Here is a 19,896-nt window from a genome sequence, read left to right on the forward strand (position 1 = left end):
GCGCGTGTGTAGTGAGCTTGGATTGGGTGGCTGTTACGCCATGCCTCGGCTGAGCAGGCGGCCGCGCGGATCTTCCTCGAGGTCGATGCGCTTGCCCGCGAGCCAGGTGCTGCGCACGACGCCGGCGAGTGCCCGCTGGTCGTATGCCGACACCGGGTTCTTGTGGTGCAGCTTGGCGACGTCGACGACGAAGGCCGAGTCGGGGGCGAAGACCGCGAAGTCCGCCGCGTAGCCGAGTGCGATGTGGCCCTTGGTGTTCAGGCCGACCTGCTTCGCCGGGTTCTCGGCCATCCACCGGACCACGTCGATCAGGCTGTGGCCGCGACGCTTCGCCTCGGACCAGATGGCGGGGAGCGAAATCTGCAGTGACGCAATGCCACCCCAAGCGACGCCGAAGTCGCCGATGTCGAACCTCTTGAGGTCGACGGTGCACGGCGAGTGGTCGGTGACGATGCAATCGATGATGCCGTCGGCGAGGCCCTGCCACAGCAACTCTCGGTTGCCCGCCTCACGAATCGGCGGGCAGCACTTGAATTGTGTTGCGCCGGCGGGCACTTCCTCCGAGGTGAAGGACAAGTAGTGCGGGCAGGTCTCGACAGTCAGCTTCACACCGTCCCTGCGTGCCGACTCGATCATCGGCAGCGCGTCGGAACTGGACAGGTGCAGGATGTGCACCCGGCAGCCGGTCCAGCGGGCCAGCTCGATGACCTCGGCGATGGCGAGATTCTCGGCACCGCGAGGACGTGATGCCAGGAAGTCGGCGTAGTTCTCACCGCCCGGTGAGGCGGCGTGATCGATGGCGTGCGCGTCTTCGGCGTGCACGATCATCATGGCGCCGAACGACGCGATCTCCTTCAGCGCCAGCTCGAGCTCGTCGGGATCGAGCGGCGGAAACTCGTCGACACCGGAGTGCAGCAGGAAGCACTTGAAACCGAACACACCGGCGTCGTGCAGCGAGCGCAGATCCGGGACGTTCCCCGGAACCGCACCGCCCCAGAACCCCACGTCCACATAGGCCTGATCGGAGGCGACCTTGCGTTTCACGGCCAGCGCATCGGCATTCACTGTCGGCGGGATGCTGTTGAGCGGCATGTCGACGATGGTGGTGACACCGCCCGCCGCGGCTGCGCGAGTCGCGCTGGCGAAGCCCTCCCAGTCGGTGCGACCGGGCTCGTTGACGTGGACGTGGGTGTCCACCAGTCCGGGCAGCAGCACCTCGTCGTCGCCGAGTTGGATCACCTGGTCGGCCTCGAGGTCGGCCTCGAGCGGCTCGATGACGACGATCCGGCCGTCACGCACTCCGACGGAACGCGCGACCTCTCCTGCCGCTGTGATCACACGTGGCGCGCGAAACAGCAGATCCAACTTCTCCGACATCGGGCTGACCTCTCTAGTTGTGCGGTTCGACTACCGGGGTGCCTGGTCGGCGACGACGGCTTGATGGCTCTGGGGGAGGGCGTCCCACCACGTGCGACGAGCGTCGGTAGCGGACTTGTCGTCGAGTGCGCCGAACAGCCGCAGTCGAGACAAGCCACCATCGGGGTAGACGTCGAGGCGCAGGTGTGTTGCCGGAGCCGACGCGTCGAGAACGAAGCGGTGCCGAGTGTCCGGCTGCACAGCGGTGCGAGGCAGCAGATCCACCCAAGCGCTCGCGTCGGCGATATCGGCCGTGCGGGCGTCGACGGTGCTCAGGCTGACCCAACCGGGTGCGTTGCCGACGTAGTAACTCGTGTCGACCTCCACATGCTTGGGCACGCCGGCAGCGGCGAGGGAGAACACGGCGAAGTCGTTGCCGCCGCCGCGTCGACGCGAGTTCTCCCAGCCCTCACCCATGTTGCGAGCGCGGCCCGGCAGGATGATGTTGGCGGGCGACGCGTAGAAGGCGTCGGAGCAGTCGACCAGTCGGCCGCCGTTCTCCGCGGCGAGCAAATCCACTGTGCCGCCGAGGAATCGGGGATCAGGCACAACTTCGCCGTGCACCCGCAACCGGGCGATGCCGCCATCCGGGTACATGCACAGGCGCACGTGCGTCCAGCGGTGCTTGTCGGTGACCTCGTAGGCGTTGGCGGTGTGACCCTCGGCCGGGGACTTGGCGACGATGGTCTGCCAATCGGCCTTGAGGATTTCTTCGGGTGAGGGGTAGCCCTCGATGGACGCGGCCTCGACGGAGACGAAGGGCGGGTAGTTGCCCTTGAAGTACGCGGTGTCGACGATCACGCCATGGATGACGCCTGCTGCGCCGAGTCGGACGATGGCGTAGTCGTGGCCCTCGTCGCGACGGCGGCGGGTCTCCCAGCCGTCGTAGACCTTGCCCTTGTGGCCGAACTCGTTGGGATCGAAGTACGGGGCCGTTGCCTTGATGAGGTTCTCGCGCTCGGCGAACAGCTCGTCGTTGGCTGCGGATACGCTGCCACCGAGCGCACGGGACGCGAGGTCGGGCAGGGCGGCGAAGTCGGGCAAATTGGTGAGATCGGTAGTAGACATCATTCTCCTTGTGCGCTGAGTGTGGCGAGTTCGGACGCGGATACCGCGCGTCCGATCGTGCGAAGTAGTTCCGCCGCGTTGGCGATGGATCGATGGAGGTCGGGCTCCAGATCCGCGAGGGCGTAGATGGCGGAAATTCCGGCGCCCTCCATGTGATGTGCATCGAGTTGGTTGCGTCCGCACACCGCGAGTACCGGGATGCCTGCGCTGCGCGCTGCATTGGCGACACCGATGGGTGCCTTGCCGTGCAGGCTCTGCTCGTCCAGCGAGCCCTCGCCGATGATGACGAGGTCCGCACCGTCGAGACGACGCTGGAAGTCGATCAGTTCCAGGACGGTCTCGATGCCCGGTCGGACGGTGGCGCCGAGCACCGACATTGCACCGAAGGCCGTTCCGCCTGCGGCGCCTGCGCCCGGGGTGCGGCTGTCGTCGCGACCGGTAGCGGCTCGTACCACCTGTGCCCACTGAGTCATCGCATCCTCCAACGCCACCAAGTCTGCTCCGGTGGCGCCCTTCTGTGGGCCGTACACCGCGGTTGCACCGTGCGGTCCGAGAAGGGAGTTGTCGACGTCGCACGCGAGGACGAACTGGGTCTCGCGTACCGCTGGATGCAGCCCGCTCAGGTCCACGCTTCGTGCCGAGCGAAGTGGACCCCCTCCGAGGGCGACGACGTCGCCCCCGGAGTCGAGGATTCTGACACCGAGAGCCTGCAGTAGACCTGCCGCGCCGTCGGTGGATGCACTGCCGCCCAGGCCGACGATGATCTCGCGGGCTCCGTGGTCGAGAGCGTGCCCGATCACGGTGCCGAGGCCGAACGTGCTGGCGCCCAATGGATTCAGTTCGTCACCCAGGATGGTCAAACCGACCGCGGAGGCGAGCTCCACGACGGCGGCCGAACCGCGCACCGCGTAGGTGGTGGTGACCGGCTGACCGGTCGGCCCTGTGGTGTCCACCGTGATCTCGGACCAGCCGGCGGCGACGGCGGCGGCAACCGTTCCGTCGCCACCGTCTGCCACCGGTGCACACGTGACGTCCCACTCGGGGTTGCCGGAGGTCAGGCCGTCGGCAATGGCCGTCGCGACCTCGGCGGCCGTGAGCGAACCCTTGAACTTGTCTGGTGCTACCAACACGTGTGTCATGTCTCTAGTCCAGCAGCATGAGAGCGGTCGGTGCGTGCTCCCAGGTTTCGGCCAGGTCTTCGAACTCGGCGACGTTGTCGATCTCGGTACCCATCGAGATGTTGGTGACGCGCTCGAGGATGACCTCGACCACCACGGGCACCTTGTGCTCGGTTGCCAGCTGGCGAGCCTTCTCCAGTGCGCCTGCGATCTCGTCGGGTTCGGTGACGCGCAATGCCTTGCAGCCGAGACCCTCGACGACCTTCACGTGATCGACGCCGTAGCCCTTGGGGGCGGCGGGCAGCGTCTCGTGAGCAACAGTCTCTTCGCTGTTGATGTTGTCGAAGCCCAGTTGGACGCAGAAGTCCATGTCGAACGCGCGCTGCGCCTGCCGGATCAGTCCGAGGTACGAGTTGTTCACCAGCACATGGACATACGGCAGATTGAACTGCGCACCGACGGCCAGCTCTTCGATCATGAACTGGAAGTCGTAGTCGCCGGACAGTGCAACCACCTGCGTATTGGGTTCTGCTGCAACCACTCCCAACGTCGCGGGGATGGTCCAGCCCAGTGGGCCCGCCTGACCGCAGTTGATCCAGTTGCGTTCCTTGTACACGTGCAGGAACTGGCCGCCCGCGATCTGCGAAAGTCCGATGGTGGAAACGTAGCGGGTGTCGCGACCGAAGACCTTGTTCATCTCCTCGTACACGCGCTGCGGCTTGACCGGAACGTTGTCGAAGTGGGTCTTGCGCTGCATGGTGCGCTTGCGGGTAGCACAGTCTTCGACCCACGTTGCGCGATCCGGAAGGGTGCCTGCGGCCTTGCGCTCCTTGGCGATCGCGACGAACTGCTCCAATGCGGCCTTCGCGTCGGACACGATGCCGTAGTCGGGTGCGAAGACGCGGCCGATCTGGGTGGGCTCGATGTCGACGTGCACGAACTTGCGGCCCTTGGTGTAGGTGTCCAGTCCGCCGGTGTGGCGGTTGGCCCACCGGTTGCCGATGCCGAGGACGAAGTCCGATGCCAGCATCGACGCGTTGCCGTAGCGGTGCGCAGTCTGCAGACCGACCATGCCCGCTGCCAACCGGTGGTCGTCGGGGATGATGCCCCAACCCATCAGCGTCGGGATGACAGGCACATCCAGCAGCTCGGCCAGCTCGACCAGCAGATCGGATGCGTCGGCGTTGATGATGCCGCCGCCGGCCACGATCAGCGGGCGCTCGGAGGCGGAGAGCATGTCGAGTGCCTTCTCGGCCTGCGCACGCGAGGCGGCGGGCTTGTAGACCGGCAGCGACTGGTAGGTGTCGGGATCGAACTCGATCTCGGCAAGCTGGACGTCGATCGGCAGGTCGATCAGGACGGGACCGGGCCGACCGGAGCGCATCAGGTGGAAGGCCTGGGCAAACGCGCCGGGCACCTGGGCCGGCTCCAGCACGGTCATGGCCATCTTGGTGACAGGACCCGCGATCGCGGCGATGTCGACAGCCTGGAAGTCTTCCTTGTGGAGGCGGGCCACCGGCGCCTGGCCGGTGATCGCCAGGATCGGAATCGAGTCCGCCATAGCCGAATACAGTCCGGTAATCATGTCGGTGCCTGCCGGGCCGGAGGTGCCGATGCACACACCGATGTTGCCTGCCTTGGCGCGGGTGAAGCCCTCCGCCATGTGCGAGGCACCCTCGACGTGGCGGGCGAGCACGTGCTTGATGCCGCCGTGCTTGCGCATCGCTGCGTAGAACGGGTTGATCGCCGCACCGGGCAGACCGAAGGCCTGTGTTGCGCCTTCCAGTTCCAGAATCTTCACCGCTGCGTCAGCGGCCTTCATGCGTGGCATGTCATGTCTCTTTTCGGTACAAAGTTCGCGAGTCGATTATTCGGACGTGCGGCCGGAGAGCCGTTCCACACCGCGGAACAGACCCGAATGGTCCAGTCCACCATCACCATTGGCGCGAGCCGAGGCCATCAGCTGCGCGAGCACTGCGCCGAGCGGAATCACGACGCCGGCTTCGCGGGCCGCGGACGTGACGATCCCGAGGTCCTTGTGGTGCAGGTCGATACGGAATCCGGGATCGAAGGATCGGTCCAGCATCTTCTGGGCCTTCTGGTTCAGCACAGCCGATCCGGCCAAGCCGCCACCGAGTACCTCCACGGCTGCCGCAGTGTCGACGCCGTATGCCTCCAGGAAGACGATTGCTTCCGCGAGGACCTGGATGTTGGCTGCCACGATCAGCTGATTCGCTGCCTTGACCGTCTGGCCGGAGCCGTTCGGGCCAACGTGCACAACGGTTTTGCCGACGGCGTCGAGGATCGGCTTGGCCGCCTCGAAGTCTTCCGCGGTGCCGCCGACCATGATCGACAGCGCGGCGTTCTTCGCGCCGGCCTCGCCACCCGAGACGGGGGCGTCGATCATGCGGAATCCCTTGTCGGTGGCTTGCTCGGCCAGCGTGGTGGTGACGTCCGGCCGGATGCTGGAGAAGTCGATGATCAGCGTGCCTGCCGCTGCCGTGTCGAACACGCCACCCTCGTCGGTCAGTACAGACGTCACGTCGGGTGAGTCCGGAACCATGATTGCGACGACGTCGGCTGCGGCGATAGCCTCGGCAGCGGAGTCTGCTGCGGTGCCGCCTGCTGCGACGAGATCGGCTGTGCGATCGGGCGTGTGGTTGTAGCCGATCACCTTGTGGCCGGCGTTCTGGAGATGGACTGCCATGGGGCTGCCCATGATGCCCAGTCCGATGAATGCGATTGTGCTCATTGGTTTTCCTCGAATCGTGTTGTGGGGCTGGTTTATTTGCTCGAGCGCTGCTCGCGCGGCAGCCAGTCGAAGGTGTCGGGGCGGGTGGCCTTGTACTCGAGGCCGATGTAGCCGGTGTAGCCGTGGCCCGCGATCTGCTTCAGGTAGCCGGGGATGTCGAGCGTTCCGGTACCCGGCTCGCCACGGCCCGGTGCGTCCGCGATCTGGACGTGGCCGATCAGGCCTGCGTAGTTGTCGATCGCCGCGGCGACATCGTCGCCGTTGACCTGGAGGTGGAAGAGGTCCGCGAGCAGGCGAAGGGAATCGACGCTGTGCTCCGTCTTGACCCGCTCGATGACGGCGACGGCGTCGGCGGCCAGCTTCAGTGGGTAGGCCGGCGTGCCGCTGACCGGCTCGATGAGTACGACAGCGCCGATGCGGTCGGCCGCCTTGCCTGCCAGTGCGAGGTTCTCGGTTGCCGTTGCGTCCTGCTCGTCGGCCGATACGCCGTCGATGCGGTTTCCGTAGAGAGCATTGAATGCCTTGGTGCCCAAGCGTTCTCCGATGCCGACGGCAATGTCGATGTTGTCGCGGAAGGCCGCGACCTGTGCGGGATCCGACAGCAGACCGCGGTCGCCTGCCGGCATGTTGCCCGCAGCGAAGTTGAGCCCTGTCAGCTGCACGCCCGCGCTCTCTACCGCGGCGACGAAGGCGTCGACATCCGCGTCCTTCGGTGTTGCGGTGTCGAACGGCCACCAGAACTCGACGGCGTCGAAGCCGGCGTCCCGTGCGGCCTGCGGGCGCTCCAACAGCGGAATGTCGGTGAGCAGAATCGAGCAGTTCAAGGTGTACGGGTTGGCGTTCATCGACGTCTTCCTTCGGATTCTCGAGGCGGTTGGTACTGCGGCGCGATCAGGAGACGGCTGCGTCGTCGGGCTGCGACAGTCCGCGGTACTTTCGCCAGCCGCCCTGATCGGTGATCTCGGTGAGCTGGTCGGCGATGCCGTCGACCAAGCCGGGACGAAGGCCGACGGCGAGAACGGAGCGACCGTCTTCGAGCTGGATGACAGTGAGCTCGAGTTCTGCGGGCTCTTCGGGGAGGAAGTCGGTACGGATGTCCTGCATCGGGACGTCGTAGAGCTCGCCTTCGATAGCAGCGCCGCCGGACTCGGTCAGCAGCAGTGCCGGGAACTCGTCACGCACAGAGAAGAAGCGGTAGATGGGTGCGGTGCGTACCTGGCCGACAAAGGGATGTGCCGAGACGTTGTGGTGGAGGTTTCCGCCTCGCATCGCTCCGCCGTTGCAAAAAAGTTCTGCCATTTGTCGACTCCTTCTTCAGTCAGATTCCGAGGCCGAATCTTCGGCGGCTCGTGTTCTCAATATTTCGTATTGCGGAAGATCTATTCCGTTGTGTGAACAAAGTTAGCGGTATCACACCGTCGATGTCAAGGGCGTGGACCCCAAAGCGCACGAACCGCTCTCGTTTTGCGAAATTATTATTTCGTTCAGCGGAAAAATGAGACGTGGTTCGCAGGGATCCACGGTAGGCGATTATCGCCTCCTCGAAGAGCTCGCTGAGTACTCTGAACTGCAACGATAACCCCGTCCCGATGTGGTTGGGGGGGCCGATTGCCTTGCTGATTCGAGGTTCTCGAGGATGGCCGCCGTTGCCGTGCGAAGCCGCAACCGGCCCGCCGACGTCGATCTGGGACTTGACGTGACCCGGAACACAGCGCACACTTTCGCTAAACGAGAAACTACTTCCACAATACGGAATTAACGCCGACAGAGAGTAGTTGATCGCACAGTCGAACACCCGAACACAGCCAGTCCACTTCGAGGAGCACGAGATGCAGTTGTCAGACCAAGCCGCACCGGGAGTCGAGTCCAGCCCTCCGCCGGACCACCAGTCGATTCGGCATCAGGTGCCCGCAAACGTGGAGGCAGGCGCAAGCATGCTTTCGGTCAGTGAGCGGCTCTACAACCTCGACCTGGCGCCGGCCAAGATCGAAGGCCGCCGCTGGACCGCGTACAGCATCTTCACGCTGTGGGCCAACGACGTACACAGCCTCGGCAACTACGGATTTGCCCTCGGCCTGTTCGCTCTCGGGCTCGGTGGCTGGCAGATCCTGCTTGCGCTGGGCATCGGTGCAGCCTTCCTCTTCGTGCTCCTGACCTTCTCCGGGTTCATGGGCCACAAGACGGGCGTTCCGTTCCCCGTCATGAGTCGCATCTCGTTCGGCGTACGCGGAGCACAGATTCCGGCCCTCATCCGCGGCGGCGTCGCCGTCGTCTGGTTCGGAATCCAGACCTACCTCGCCTCGCTGGTCCTCCGCGTCCTGCTGATCGCGCTCTTCCCCGGTTTGCAGAACATAGACAACAACTCGATCCTCGGACTGTCGACCCTCGGCTGGTTGACCTTTGCCGCCCTGTGGGTTGTGCAGACCTACATCGTCCAGCACGGCATGGACATGATTCGTAAGTACGAGGCCTTCGCCGGACCGGTCATCCTCATCACCATGCTCTCGCTGGCGATCTGGACGGTCACCAAGGCCGGCGGTTCGATCGCCTGGTCCACCGACCACCAGCTCCAGGGTGGCGCGATGTGGCGCGAGATCTTTGCCGGTGGCGCGCTCTGGGTTTCGGTCTATGCGACATTCGTTCTCAACTTCTGCGACTTCACCCGCGGCTCGAAGAGTCGTAAGTCGATCATCAAGGGCAACTTCTGGGGCATCCCGATCAACACGCTCTTCTTCGGCGTCATCGTCGTGGCGATGGCCGGTGGCCAGTTCAAGATCGACGGCACCGTGATCGGCAGCCCCGCCGACATCGTCAAGGCGGTTCCGAACACGTTCCTGCTGGTGATCGCATCGCTGGCCCTGCTGCTGCTGACCGTCGCTGTCAACCTGATGGCCAACTTCGTCGCCCCTATCTACGCGCTCACCAACCTGTTCCCCAAGAAGCTCAACTTCGCTCGTGCAGGCCTGATCAGCGCCGTCATCGGCTTCGTCATCCTCCCGTGGAACCTCTACAACAACCCGAACGTGATCGTGTACTTCCTGGGTGGCCTCGGCGCCCTGCTCGGACCGCTGTTCGGCGTCATCATCATCGACTACTGGCTCCTGCGCCACAGCAAGATCGACGTCCCCGCGCTCTACACCGAGGACCCGACCGGCTGCTACTACTACAAGAACGGCATCAACCCGCGCGCCATCGCAGCGTTCATCCCGGCTGCTGCTCTGTCGCTGCTCATCGCGTTCCTTCCCGCGCTCAACTCGGTGTCGTCCTTCTCCTGGTTCTTCGGAGCAGGTATCGCCGCCTTGGTCTACTACGTCATCGGCGACCGCAGCGCCGCCTTCGAAGACGTGTCGGGTGAGCCCATCGCGGTCGAGAGCGTGCACTGATGCGCATCCTCGTCGTCAATGTGAACACCACCCAGTCCATGACCGACTCGATAGGACGCCAGGCCTCGGCCGTAGCGTCTCCCGGTACCGAGATCGTCGCGCTGACACCGCTTTTCGGAGCGGACTCGTGTGAAGGCAACTACGAGAGCTACCTCGCGGCCATCGCCGTCATGGAGACCGTTCGCGCCTACACCGAACCGTTCGACGCGGTGATCCAAGCCGGTTACGGCGAGCACGGCCGTGAGGGACTCCAGGAATTGCTGGACGTTCCGGTGGTCGACATAACCGATGCTGCGGCCAGCACCGCGATGTTCCTCGGCCACAAGTACTCGGTGGTGACCACCCTGGATCGGGCGGTTCCGCTGATCGAGGACCGGCTCGAGCTGGGCGGACTGGACGCGCGTTGTGCGTCCGTTCGGGCAAGCGGCCTCGGGGTGCTCGAGCTCGAAGAGGACCCCGCTCGTGCGGTCGCCGCCATCGTCGATCAGGCCGAGCAGGCTGTGACGCAGGACAAGGCCGAGGTGATCGTGCTCGGGTGCGGTGGCATGGCCGGCCTGGACGCGGCGGTGCGAGAACGGGCAGGCGTCCCCGTAGTGGACGGCGTCGCGGCAGCCGTCACGATCGCCGAAGGGCTGGTCAGGCAGGGTTTGACCACGTCGAAGGTGCGCACGTACGCAACCCCGCGACCGAAGAAATTCAAGAACTGGCCGCCGGCCTGATCGGACAACTTTATCGGCTTACGATCCAAAGTTTCCGCTTTGTGGAATAGTGCTTGGTAGTACCGCGAGAACGGTCGAGTCGGAAAGTAGGGGAATCCCATGGCAGAGGCGCCAGCAGGAAACGGTGGAGTGCAATCGGTGGAGCGTGCGTTCGACGTACTCGAAATCATGGCCACCGCGGGCAACTCCATCGCGCTCAGCCAGCTGGCGGAACTGTCGGGACTGCCCCTGCCGACGATCCACCGGCTCACCAGAACCCTGGTGAGCCTCGGGTATGTGCGGCAGCTGCCGTCGCGGCAGTATTCGTTGGGGCCCAAGCTGATTCGACTGGGCGAGAGCGCGACGCGACTGATGGGTTCGTGGTCACGGCCGCTGCTCGCAGATCTGGTCAAGTCGACCGGTGAGACCGCGAACATGGCGCTGCTGGACGACACCATGGCGGTCTACATCGCCCAGGTGCCCTCGGAGCATTCGATGCGCATGTTCACCGAAGTCGGCCGTCGCGTCTTCCCGCACTGCACCGGAGTCGGCAAGGCGCTGCTCAGCCAGCTCGACGACGAAACCGTTCGCAACATCGTCAGCCGGACCGGCATGCCTGCGCAGACGCCCTTCACCATGACCGACCCGGACACCCTCCTCGCCGACCTGGAACTCAGCAGGCACCGCGGCTATTCGGTGGACGAGGGGGAACAGGAAATCGGTGTGCGGTGCTTCTCGGTTCCGGTACACGGTGCGCCGACCCCCACCGCGATCTCGGTGTCTGGGCCCGCGGCGCGGGTCACCTTGGACTCCGCCGATCACATCGTCCCCCTGCTCAAGCGAGTCGCCAAGGAACTGACCGCACAGTTCGACGATCGCGCGGCGTTGCAGGTGTAGGTCGTCGGGCGGCTACCGCGACGACGATCGAGTCAGCGTGCGGCCCATGAAGAAGTCCGGGCTGCGCAGCCGCCTGACGACCATCAGTACGGCACCGAGCAGCAGGACGCCGAACCCCATGTAGAACACCAATCCGACGCCGCCGATCGACGCGCCACTGCCGTTGTCCGGGTTCATGCTTTCGCGTACCGACACCACGAACACGGCGGCAAGCATGATTCCGCCCAATAGCGGGAACAAGAATCTGAACGCGAAGTTGTGGGCGTTGGTGAACAGCTCGTTGCGGAAGTACCAGATACAGGCGAATGCGGTGATTCCGTAGTACCAGCAGATCATGATGCCCAGTGCCGCAATGGTATCCAGCAGCGTTCGCTCCGAAAGCAAGCTGACGACGGTGTAGAACGTAGCTGTCGCGATGCCGGCGACGACGGTGCTGAACGAGGGGACGAGAAACTTCGGATGCACCTCGGCGAACTTCTTCGGGAACGCACCATACGCACCCATCGCCAACATGGTTCGGGCGGCAGGAAGGAACGTCGTCTGCAAGCTCGCGATCGACGACGCCAGCACGGCGAGGTACAGCAGCGGTCCGGCCCATTTGCCGAGGACCGGGTCGGCAAGTGCGCCGAACACGTTCTCCGCGTTGTCGGGATTGCCCAGCCCGAGACCTTGCTCACCGACGCCCGCGTACATCATCACGGCAACCGCAACCAGCAGGTAGGTCAACAGAATCGAGATGACGCAGAGCAATCCCGCCCGACCCGGCACCTTGGTCGGATCCTTCGATTCCTCCCCGAGCGTCAGGCAGGTGTCCCAGCCCCAGAACGCAAAAATGGAACCGGTCACACCGATGGTGAACGCGCTGATGGTCAAGCCGGTGAACGGGTTGAACCAGTCGAAATCGAAGCTCAGGTTGGCAGGCGAACCGTGTTTCGCGACGTGGACCAGCGCCGCAATTGCGAACGCCAGCAACACGATCATCTGAAAGCCCACCAACGCGTACTGCAGCCGCTCACTGGTGGTGATGCCTCGGCTGGCAATCAGTGTCGCCAACGCGATGAAGACCAACGTCGTCGCAATGTTGATGAGTTTGTTGTTCGCGAGGTCGGCAATGTTTGGGCTGTCGGCGATCTGCGCGATGAACAGATAGAAAAACTCGACGGCGATCGCAGCGAGATTCGACAGCACGATGATGGTCGCCGCCACCATCCCCCACCCGCAGATCCAGCCGACATACGAGCCGAATGCCTTGGTGGACCAAGTGAACGACGCTCCGCAGTCGGGCGCCTTGGCATTCAACTCGCGATAGGCATAGGCGGTCAGAAACATCGGGATGAACCCTGCGATGAAGATCGCGGGCATCTTCAAGCCGACCGCGGCAACGATCAGCCCGATGCTCGCCGTGAGCGTGTAACCCGGTGCCACACAGGAAATGCCGAGAACCGCGCCGGCGAACGTGCCTACCTTGCCCTCTGCGAGCCCCTTGGACACGCGTCCGTCGGCGGGCGGCTCGGCCGTGACGGTATCCCCGTTATCGATCGTGCTCATGACAGGCTTCTTCCTTGGGAACGTGCTCGGCATGGCACGCCTTGGACGGCGTCGGTGCCACATCGATCGACGGGTTGCGGTCGAAGAAGCCGACAGGTTTCAACCAGAAATTGACGGTGTCGACGGGCATGATGGGCCAGTCTTCTGGGCGGGTGATGTGGTGAATTCCGAAGACGTACCACAGCACAACGTCGGTGTTCTCGATCGAGCGGTTGGCCTGCGTCCATTCGGGTAGGCCGTGATCGTCCTTGCTCTGATTGACGAATTCGCCTGCGGGCCAGCGCTCGTCGGGGTTGTTCGGGGTCACCCACAGCGTGTGCCCGATGGCCTTGCAGCGGGCGAAGATGGGCGACGCCGGGTCGAACATCGAGGGGATGGCCGCACCGGGAACCAGCTTGTAGGCCGGTGCGGTGCCGAGACCGTTGCGGGTGTTGTCGTTGACCACCTTCCATGCGCGTTGGGATTGCCAGTCGAAGTCCTGCTTGCCTTCCTCCTCGGTGCGCAAGGGAGTGTTTTTCTGCCGCAACGACAATCCGTAGGGATTGTCCGGGCCCATCGGGACGATCTCGGTTTCGGTGGCGTAGACGGTGTTGTCGGTGCCGTCGACGTCGAGGTCCATTCGGGCGACCAGGAAATGCTGATGGAACGGGGCGTAGGTGCGCTGATCCACCAGGCTCCCGTGCGGGTGAGCCGCGCCCTCGGCGAAGTGGCTGACGACCATGATGCCCGTTGCGCGGACTTCACATTCGATGTTGCCGTCCTGGTAGAAGCGCCAGTAGACCAAGTACTCGTAGTTGGCGACGGTCACGTGGAACGACACGGTCAGTCGTCGCATCCGGCGGGTCTCAGCGCCGCCGTTGTGGTCGACATGCTTCCACAGCACCGCGTTGTCTTCTTCGTGGATACAGATGGCGTTGGTGATGGTGAACGGCTCGCCCTTGCTGTTGTGCAGCGTGGCGTCCAGGTAGCGGATCTCGCCCAGACAATCGCAGCCGAGTTCCAACGACGTTGTCATGAAACCGATTCCCCACTCGCCGATGTCGAAGGCCGTGCGGCGGTAGTGGTCGTCGCAATGGTCGCGGTAGGGCACCATCATCTCGGCGAACGAGAGTCGACTGGCGATCGGGCGGACGCGCCCATTGTCGTTGTAGGTGATCGCATGCAGCGTCATGCCCTCGCGATAGTTGAATCCTACGCGCAGCGACCAGTTCTGCCATTCCAGCTTGTTTCCGACCAGTGTGAACGACGGACCGTCGGGTTGGATGATCTCCAGTGGTTGTATCGGCGGCCGGCTGCTGGCGTTGCGAATTCGCTCGGGAATATGTTGCGGCACATATTCGCCCATGATCTTCGGTGTGTCGACTGTGAAGGTCTCTTCGATCTCGAGCAGTTCCATCGTGTTCATGTCGATCACACAGTGGAAGCCGTTGACCGGTCCCGCATAGGGATTCGCCCCGTCAGTGGTTCGTACCCAGGTGTCCGACCAACCGAGGCGACGATCCTTGTACTTCTCCGGCATCACCACATCGCCGTAGGTCCAGGTGTCCATGAACACCAAGCCCATGTCGGTGATGCCACGCTTCGCGAGTGCGGCGATCACGTCCGGATGCGTACGCAACGCTTCGTCGGCCTCTTCCCACTCGTCGACGGTGAAGTTGGCTTGCACGCCGGGAAGGTACTCCCACGACACCACCGCGCCGTCGGTCAGCGACACCACCGCCTTGTATGTCTTGTTCTGCGCGCACTCCAAGCAAACGACCAGTGCCCGACGCTCGGGAACCGTTGCGGCCGAGTCGAATGCGGATACCTCGGCCTTCGACGGCTCGGCCAACTCGATCGAGCAGTAGCGCCAACCCGCACCCACGTCATGTGTGGCGGCGAGGAGTTCGGCGATGCGGTTGAACTCGACGGCGGACAGCGGATCGAGCGGGTGGAAAGTGTCGGACACGTGGGCTCCTGTGCGAATCGATGCGTTAATCGTGCGAACTCATGACGTGCTTGATGCGCGTGTAGTCCTCGACGCCGTACGCGGAGAGGTCCTTGCCGTAGCCGGAGTACTTGAAGCCTCCGTGCGGCATCTCCGCGACCAGCGGAATGTGGCAGTTCACCCACACGGCGCCGAAATCCAGTGCCCGGGTGAGTCGTTCGACAGTCCCGTGGTCCTTGGTCCAGACGCTGGACGCGAGGCCGAAGCGAACGTCGTTTGCGTAGTCGATGGCTTCCGATTCGTCGGTGAAGGACTGCACCGTGAGCACCGGTCCGAAGATTTCCTCCTGAACGATCGGATCGTGTTGTTCGACGCCGGTGATGATGGTCGGTTCGAAGAAGAATCCCCTGTCGCCCAATCGTTTTCCGCCGGTGACGATAGTGGCGTGCGCCGGGATGGCACCCACCTTCTTGGTCACCTCGGTGAAGTGGTTGATGTTGTTGAGCGGCCCGTAGAACGTGTCCGGGTCGTCGGGTAGGCCGACCTTCAGCGTCTTCGCCTTCGCGACGAGTGCGTCGACCAGTGCGTCGTGAATCGACTCGTGCACCACTACGCGCGTTGCGGCTGTGCAGTCCTGGCCGCCGTTGAAGAAAGCTGCCTCGGCGATTCCGCTCGCGGTCTTCTCGATGTCGGCGTCGGCGAACACGACGGCGGGGGCTTTGCCGCCGAGTTCGAGGTGTGCGCGCTTGAGTTGCTGCGCAGCGGACGCGGCCACCGCGATGCCTGCCCGCACCGAACCGGTGATCGAGACCAGACCCAGCGCCGGGTGTCCGACCAGCGCCGCTCCCGTCCCGCCGTTACCGAGGACGACGTTGAAAACCCCATCGGGGAGAATGTCTTTGGTGATTTTCGCCAGGACCAGAGTGCTCTCCGGCGTGGTGTCGCTTGGTTTGAGGACGATCGTGTTGCCTGCCGCGAGCGCAGGCCCGATCTTCCAGATCGCCATCATGAACGGGTAGTTCCACGGCGTCACCTGGCCGACGACTCCGATCGGCTCCCGCCGCACATACGACGTGAAGCCGTCCATGTATTCGCCCGCGGATTTGCCTTCCAGCATGCGAGCGGCACCTGCGAAGAAGCGAACCTGATCCGCGCTGACCGCGATCTCTTCGGCCGCGATCACCGCCTTGGGTTGGCCGGTGTTGCGGCACTGCGCCTCGACAAGTTCGTCGCTGTGGGCTTCGATCGCGTCGGCCAATTTCAACAGCGCGGTCTGTCGCACGCTGGGGGTGGTCTTGCCCCACGACTCGAAGGCGCTTTCGGCCGCGGCAACCGCGGCGTTCACGTCGTCCTGATTGGAAATCGGTGCCCGACCGACGACCGTCTCGTCCACCGGATTTATCAGATCCAGGGTGTCGGTAGCGGTGGAGTCGACGAACGCGCCGTCGATGTAGTTCTGCAGTACGTCGCTGGCCATGGCGCTCATTGTGCGCCGTCGTTGTGTGGTGCGTATGTCGAATTTGACCGGATATTTTCCGGTCTTGGCGTGGATGCGAAGAAGAGGCCGTTCGGTCTCGAACGGCCCCTTCTGTGCGGTGCGTTATGCGGCGGTGACCACGGCACTCTCGGACGATGCCGGCTCGATTGCCGCGGCCACGATGGCTGCGACATCGGTCATCGGGCGCACGTCCAGCGCGGCGAGGACCTCGGCGGGCACGTCGTCGAGATCGGGCTCGTTGCGGGCCGGGATGAAGACGGTCTTCAACCCTGCGCGCTGCGCGGCGAGCAGCTTCTGCTTCACGCCGCCGATCGGCAGCACCCGGCCGTTCAGCGTGACCTCACCGGTCATGCCGACATCCGAGCGCACCGGTCGACCCAACGCCAACGACGTCAACGCTGTCACCATCGTGACGCCCGCCGACGGCCCGTCCTTCGGGACGGCACCGGCAGGAACGTGCAGGTGGATGTTGCGGTCGAGCGCTTTCGGGTCGATGCCCAGCTCGGTCGCATGCGACCGCACGTAGGTAAGTGCGATCTGCGCCGACTCCTTCATCACGTCACCCAGCTGGCCGGTCAAGGTCAGTGACCGCTCGCCGTCCGATGCACTGGCTTCGATGAACAGCACGTCGCCGCCCATGCCCGTCACTGCGAGTCCGGTCGAAACACCCGGTACCGCAGTGCGTTCCGCGGATTCGGGAGTGAAGCGTGGTCGGCCGAGGAAGTCCTTCAACGACGGTTCGTCGATGACGATCGCCGCATCCTGCCCGCCGGCCAGCTTGGTTGCAGCCTTCCGAAGTGCCTTCGCAACAAGGCGTTCCATCTGTCGCACGCCGGCTTCACGGGTGTAGTTGGCGGCGATCTCACGTAGCGCGTCTTCGGTGATCGTCACCTCGTCCGCCGTCAATGCGGCGCGCTCGAGCTGACGCGGCACCAGGAAGTCGCGTGCGATGGCGACCTTGTCGTCCTCGGTGTAGCCGTCGACGGTGATGATCTCCATGCGGTCCAACAGTGCGGACGGGATGGTGTCCATGACGTTGGCGGTCGCGATGAACAACACGTCCGACAGGTCCAGGTCGAGGTCCAGGTAGTGGTCGCGGAACGTGTGGTTCTGCGCCGGGTCCAGCACCTCGAGCAGCGCTGCCGCGGGATCGCCGCGGTAGTCGGCGCCGACCTTGTCGATTTCGTCCAGCAGGACAACAGGATTCATCGATCCTGCTTCCTTGATCGCGCGCACGATTCGGCCGGGCAATGCGCCGACGTAGGTGCGACGGTGGCCACGGATCTCGGCTTCGTCGCGCACGCCGCCGAGGGCGACGCGCACGAACTTGCGATCCAACGCACGGGCGACGCTTTCGCCGAGCGAGGTCTTACCAACTCCGGGCGGACCTGCCAGCACCATCACGGCACCGGACCCACGGCCGCCGACTACTTCGAGTCCACGCGAGGCGCGGCGAGACCGGACAGCTAAGTATTCGACCATGCGATCCTTGACCTCGTCGAGGCCGTGGTGATCTGCATCCAGCACTGCGCGTGCGGCTTTCACGTCGGTGTTGTCGGTGGTGCGCGTTTTCCAGGGCAGTTCCAGAACGGTGTCGAGCCAGGTGCGGATCCACCCGGTCTCGGGGCTCTGGTCGCTGGAGCGTTCCAGTCGGCCGACCTCGCGCATCGCGGCTTCGCGAATGTCGTCGGGCAGATCGGCCTCTTCGACGCGGGCACGGTAGTCGTCGGCGCCGTCGGGCTCGCCTTCGCCGAGCTCCTTGCGGATCGCGGCCAACTGCTGTTGCAAAAGGAATCTTCGCTGTGTCTCCGCTAGGCCGTCGCGGACGTCCTCCGAGATCTTCTCTGTCACTTCGGCTTCCGCGATATGATCCTTGGTCCAGCCGATCAGCACCGTCAAACGCTCTGTCACGTCAGGGGTTTCGAGGAGCTGACGCTTCTGCTCGTCGGTGAGGTACGGCGCGTAGCCTGCGGTGTCGGCGATGGCAGACGGGTCGTTGAGCTTGTTGACCGCGTCGATGATCTGCCAGGCCTCGCGGCGTTGCAGAACAGCGACGACGAGCTTTTTGTATTCGTTGGCCAACTCGGTGGTGCGACCGTCGGCCGCAACGGACTCGACCGGCTCGGCCTCGACCCACAGCGCAGCGCCGGGTCCGGTCACGCCGTGTCCGATCCGTGCGCGCCGATCGGCCTTCAGGACGGCGGCGGGTGAGCCACCGCGCATGCGTCCGACCTGCTCGATCGAGGCAATCACGCCGTACGACGCGTACCCCTCGTCGAGTCGAGGGGCGATGAGCACCTGGCTGTCGCTACCGGCCTGAGCAGCATCGACCGCGGCCTGAGCGGCCTCGTCGAGTTCGATGGGGACGACCATGCCCGGGAGCACGATCGGATCGGTGAGGAACAGCACCGGCAGTTTCAGAGGTGAAGTCATTCCAGAGCCTTCCTAGACGCCTGACAAAGTTGAGCGATACCTACTCAACCCATGGGCTTTGGAAGTTGTTCCACGCTGCTCAGGTGTTCGCTGTGGGCGGATGATGTAGGATCCGCGATATCTTGTCTCAGTTCCATTTATTTGTCATCGTCGTGTCCTGGTTCCATTTATCTGTCTCGGGGCGGATGATGGTGTGGTGGCCGTTCGTGGCTTGTTGGAGACTGAGGCGCGATTTGTCAGTGCCGAGGGTGAGGTCGTTTCCACGCAGGTTCGGCATGTCGATGGTGATCGCGCGGTCCATGGTTTGCCGGTTCGACGGATCCGATCGTTCGCGGGTCAGCGCAACTATTCGGGCTTGTTCTGGTCTGTGACAACCGGTGGACATGTCTGGTACGAGAGTCTGCTCGAGCTGGATCGGTTGTGGTTGGCCGATTTCGATCCTGAGGTGGTGTGGATCGCGAGCCAGCCGGTGTATTTGACCGGAATGGACGTTGCGGTGCGGCGTCGGCACACGCCTGATCTGCTGTTGAAGCGGCGCGACGGTGGTTTCCTCGTCGTCGATGTCAAGCCGGAGAAGTTCGCACGTCTGCGCGAGGTCGCAGAGGTGTTCGATTGGACTGGGCGGGTCTGCTCGGCGCGGGGTTGGCGCTACGAGGTGTGGTGTGGTGCGTCGGCCACGTTGTTGGCCAATGTGCGGTGGATCAGTTCGGCGCGACGGACCGAGCTCATCGATCGGGCGGCGCTGGACGCGGTAACGAGCGTCGGCGAGGCTGGGATGACGATCGCGGAGATATGGCGTGCCGCGAGTTCGGTGGTTGCGGAGCCGTTGGTGAAACCGGCGGTGATGCATTTGCTGTGGACACACTCGTGGGAGACCGAGCTGAGTGTGCCGCTCTCGGGGCAATCACGGATCACGTCGGTAACAGGTGCGCCATGAGCAGGAGTGTCGAGCTGGCCGTCGGAACCCAAGTGTGGTTCGACGGGTCGGTCTGGTCGGTGCAAAAATTGACCGCGAACACGGTGACGTTGTGCAGCGGCGAGAGATTGCGGGCGGTGGCTATTGCGGTCCTGGCCTCGCAGGCGGTGGTGATGAGTGATGCCGAGGCGGCGAACGAGGACGATGAGCTGGTCGCGGTCATCCTCGGCAACCTGAGCCCG

At 64.1% G+C, this 19,896-nt stretch carries 15 protein-coding genes and 1 pseudogene; 5 read left to right on the top strand and 11 right to left on the bottom strand.

The annotated features are described in order from the left end of the window. Positions 1-33: 33 nt before the first annotated feature. The 7 genes from allB to FOY51_RS18050 are packed head-to-tail and all read right to left on the bottom strand — an operon-like array spanning position 34 to position 7,653. A complete protein-coding gene (gene allB / locus FOY51_RS18020; RefSeq protein ID WP_149431639.1) occupies positions 34-1,377 on the bottom strand; it encodes an allantoinase AllB in 1,344 nt (447 codons plus the stop codon). 30 nt (positions 1,378-1,407) lie between these two features. Continuing rightward, entirely contained in the window at positions 1,408-2,484 is a 1,077-nt protein-coding gene (alc, locus tag FOY51_RS18025; protein WP_149431640.1) for an allantoicase, read from the bottom strand. Next, a complete protein-coding gene (locus FOY51_RS18030) occupies positions 2,484-3,623 on the bottom strand; it encodes a glycerate kinase (RefSeq protein ID WP_149431641.1) in 1,140 nt (379 codons plus the stop codon). Before FOY51_RS18030 ends, alc begins: the two co-directional genes overlap by 1 nt. 4 nt (positions 3,624-3,627) lie before the next feature. Then, complete coding sequence (gene gcl / locus FOY51_RS18035; RefSeq protein ID WP_149431642.1) at positions 3,628-5,433, bottom strand: glyoxylate carboligase; 1,806 nt, start codon at positions 5,431-5,433, stop codon at positions 3,628-3,630. A 36-nt stretch (positions 5,434-5,469) separates the two neighbouring features. Continuing rightward, entirely contained in the window at positions 5,470-6,390 is a 921-nt protein-coding gene (locus FOY51_RS18040) for a 2-hydroxy-3-oxopropionate reductase (protein WP_290367903.1), read from the bottom strand. Continuing rightward, positions 6,387-7,199 carry a hydroxypyruvate isomerase family protein gene (locus FOY51_RS18045; RefSeq protein WP_149431644.1) on the bottom strand — a complete coding sequence of 271 codons (813 nt, stop codon included), beginning with the start codon at positions 7,197-7,199 and terminating at the stop codon, positions 6,387-6,389. The genes FOY51_RS18040 and FOY51_RS18045 overlap by 4 nt, the downstream gene beginning before the upstream one ends. Positions 7,200-7,245: 46 nt before the next feature. Then, positions 7,246-7,653, bottom strand: coding sequence for an allophanate hydrolase-related protein (locus tag FOY51_RS18050; RefSeq protein ID WP_149431645.1), 408 nt, complete (start codon positions 7,651-7,653; stop codon positions 7,246-7,248). Positions 7,654-8,288: 635 nt separating this feature from the next. Here FOY51_RS18050 and FOY51_RS18055 point away from each other — a divergent pair. From FOY51_RS18055 to FOY51_RS18065, 3 genes are all read left to right on the top strand, one after another. Continuing rightward, positions 8,289-9,737: an NCS1 family nucleobase:cation symporter-1 gene (locus tag FOY51_RS18055; RefSeq protein ID WP_235916469.1), complete on the top strand. Its 1,449-nt coding sequence runs from the start codon at positions 8,289-8,291 to the stop codon at positions 9,735-9,737. Continuing rightward, positions 9,737-10,456: an aspartate/glutamate racemase family protein gene (locus FOY51_RS18060; RefSeq protein WP_149431647.1), complete on the top strand. Its 720-nt coding sequence runs from the start codon at positions 9,737-9,739 to the stop codon at positions 10,454-10,456. Before FOY51_RS18055 ends, FOY51_RS18060 begins: the two co-directional genes overlap by 1 nt. Positions 10,457-10,555: 99 nt before the next feature. Further along, positions 10,556-11,332 (top strand): IclR family transcriptional regulator, encoded by a 777-nt coding sequence (locus tag FOY51_RS18065; RefSeq protein WP_149431648.1) that lies wholly within the window; start codon positions 10,556-10,558, stop codon positions 11,330-11,332. Between the two features lie 12 nt (positions 11,333-11,344). Here the strand turns inward: FOY51_RS18065 and FOY51_RS18070 are convergent, their stop codons facing one another. The 4 genes from FOY51_RS18070 to lon all read right to left on the bottom strand — a co-directional run bounded on the left by FOY51_RS18070 (position 11,345) and on the right by lon (position 18,738). Next, positions 11,345-12,880, bottom strand: coding sequence for an APC family permease (locus FOY51_RS18070; RefSeq protein WP_149431649.1), 1,536 nt, complete (start codon positions 12,878-12,880; stop codon positions 11,345-11,347). Beyond that, positions 12,864-14,828: a primary-amine oxidase gene (locus tag FOY51_RS18075; RefSeq protein ID WP_149431650.1), complete on the bottom strand. Its 1,965-nt coding sequence runs from the start codon at positions 14,826-14,828 to the stop codon at positions 12,864-12,866. The genes FOY51_RS18070 and FOY51_RS18075 overlap by 17 nt, the downstream gene beginning before the upstream one ends. A 25-nt stretch (positions 14,829-14,853) precedes the next feature. Further along, positions 14,854-16,284 (bottom strand): gamma-aminobutyraldehyde dehydrogenase, encoded by a 1,431-nt coding sequence (locus tag FOY51_RS18080; protein WP_149431651.1) that lies wholly within the window; start codon positions 16,282-16,284, stop codon positions 14,854-14,856. 123 nt (positions 16,285-16,407) lie between these two features. Then, positions 16,408-18,738, bottom strand: coding sequence for an endopeptidase La (lon, locus tag FOY51_RS18085; RefSeq protein WP_149431652.1), 2,331 nt, complete (start codon positions 18,736-18,738; stop codon positions 16,408-16,410). A gap of 196 nt (positions 18,739-18,934) precedes the next feature. Here lon and FOY51_RS18090 point away from each other — a divergent pair, with 196 nt between their 5' ends. Continuing rightward, positions 18,935-19,675, top strand: a complete 741-nt coding sequence (locus FOY51_RS18090) for a TnsA-like heteromeric transposase endonuclease subunit (RefSeq protein WP_149431653.1) — start codon at positions 18,935-18,937, stop codon at positions 19,673-19,675. Then, a pseudogene (locus tag FOY51_RS18095) lies at positions 19,672-19,896 on the top strand (integrase); the annotation flags it as partial. The gene FOY51_RS18090 and the pseudogene FOY51_RS18095, both read left to right, overlap by 4 nt.

This window comes from Antrihabitans cavernicola, assembly GCF_008297975.1.
GTDB lineage: Bacteria > Actinomycetota > Actinomycetes > Mycobacteriales > Mycobacteriaceae > Antrihabitans > Antrihabitans cavernicola.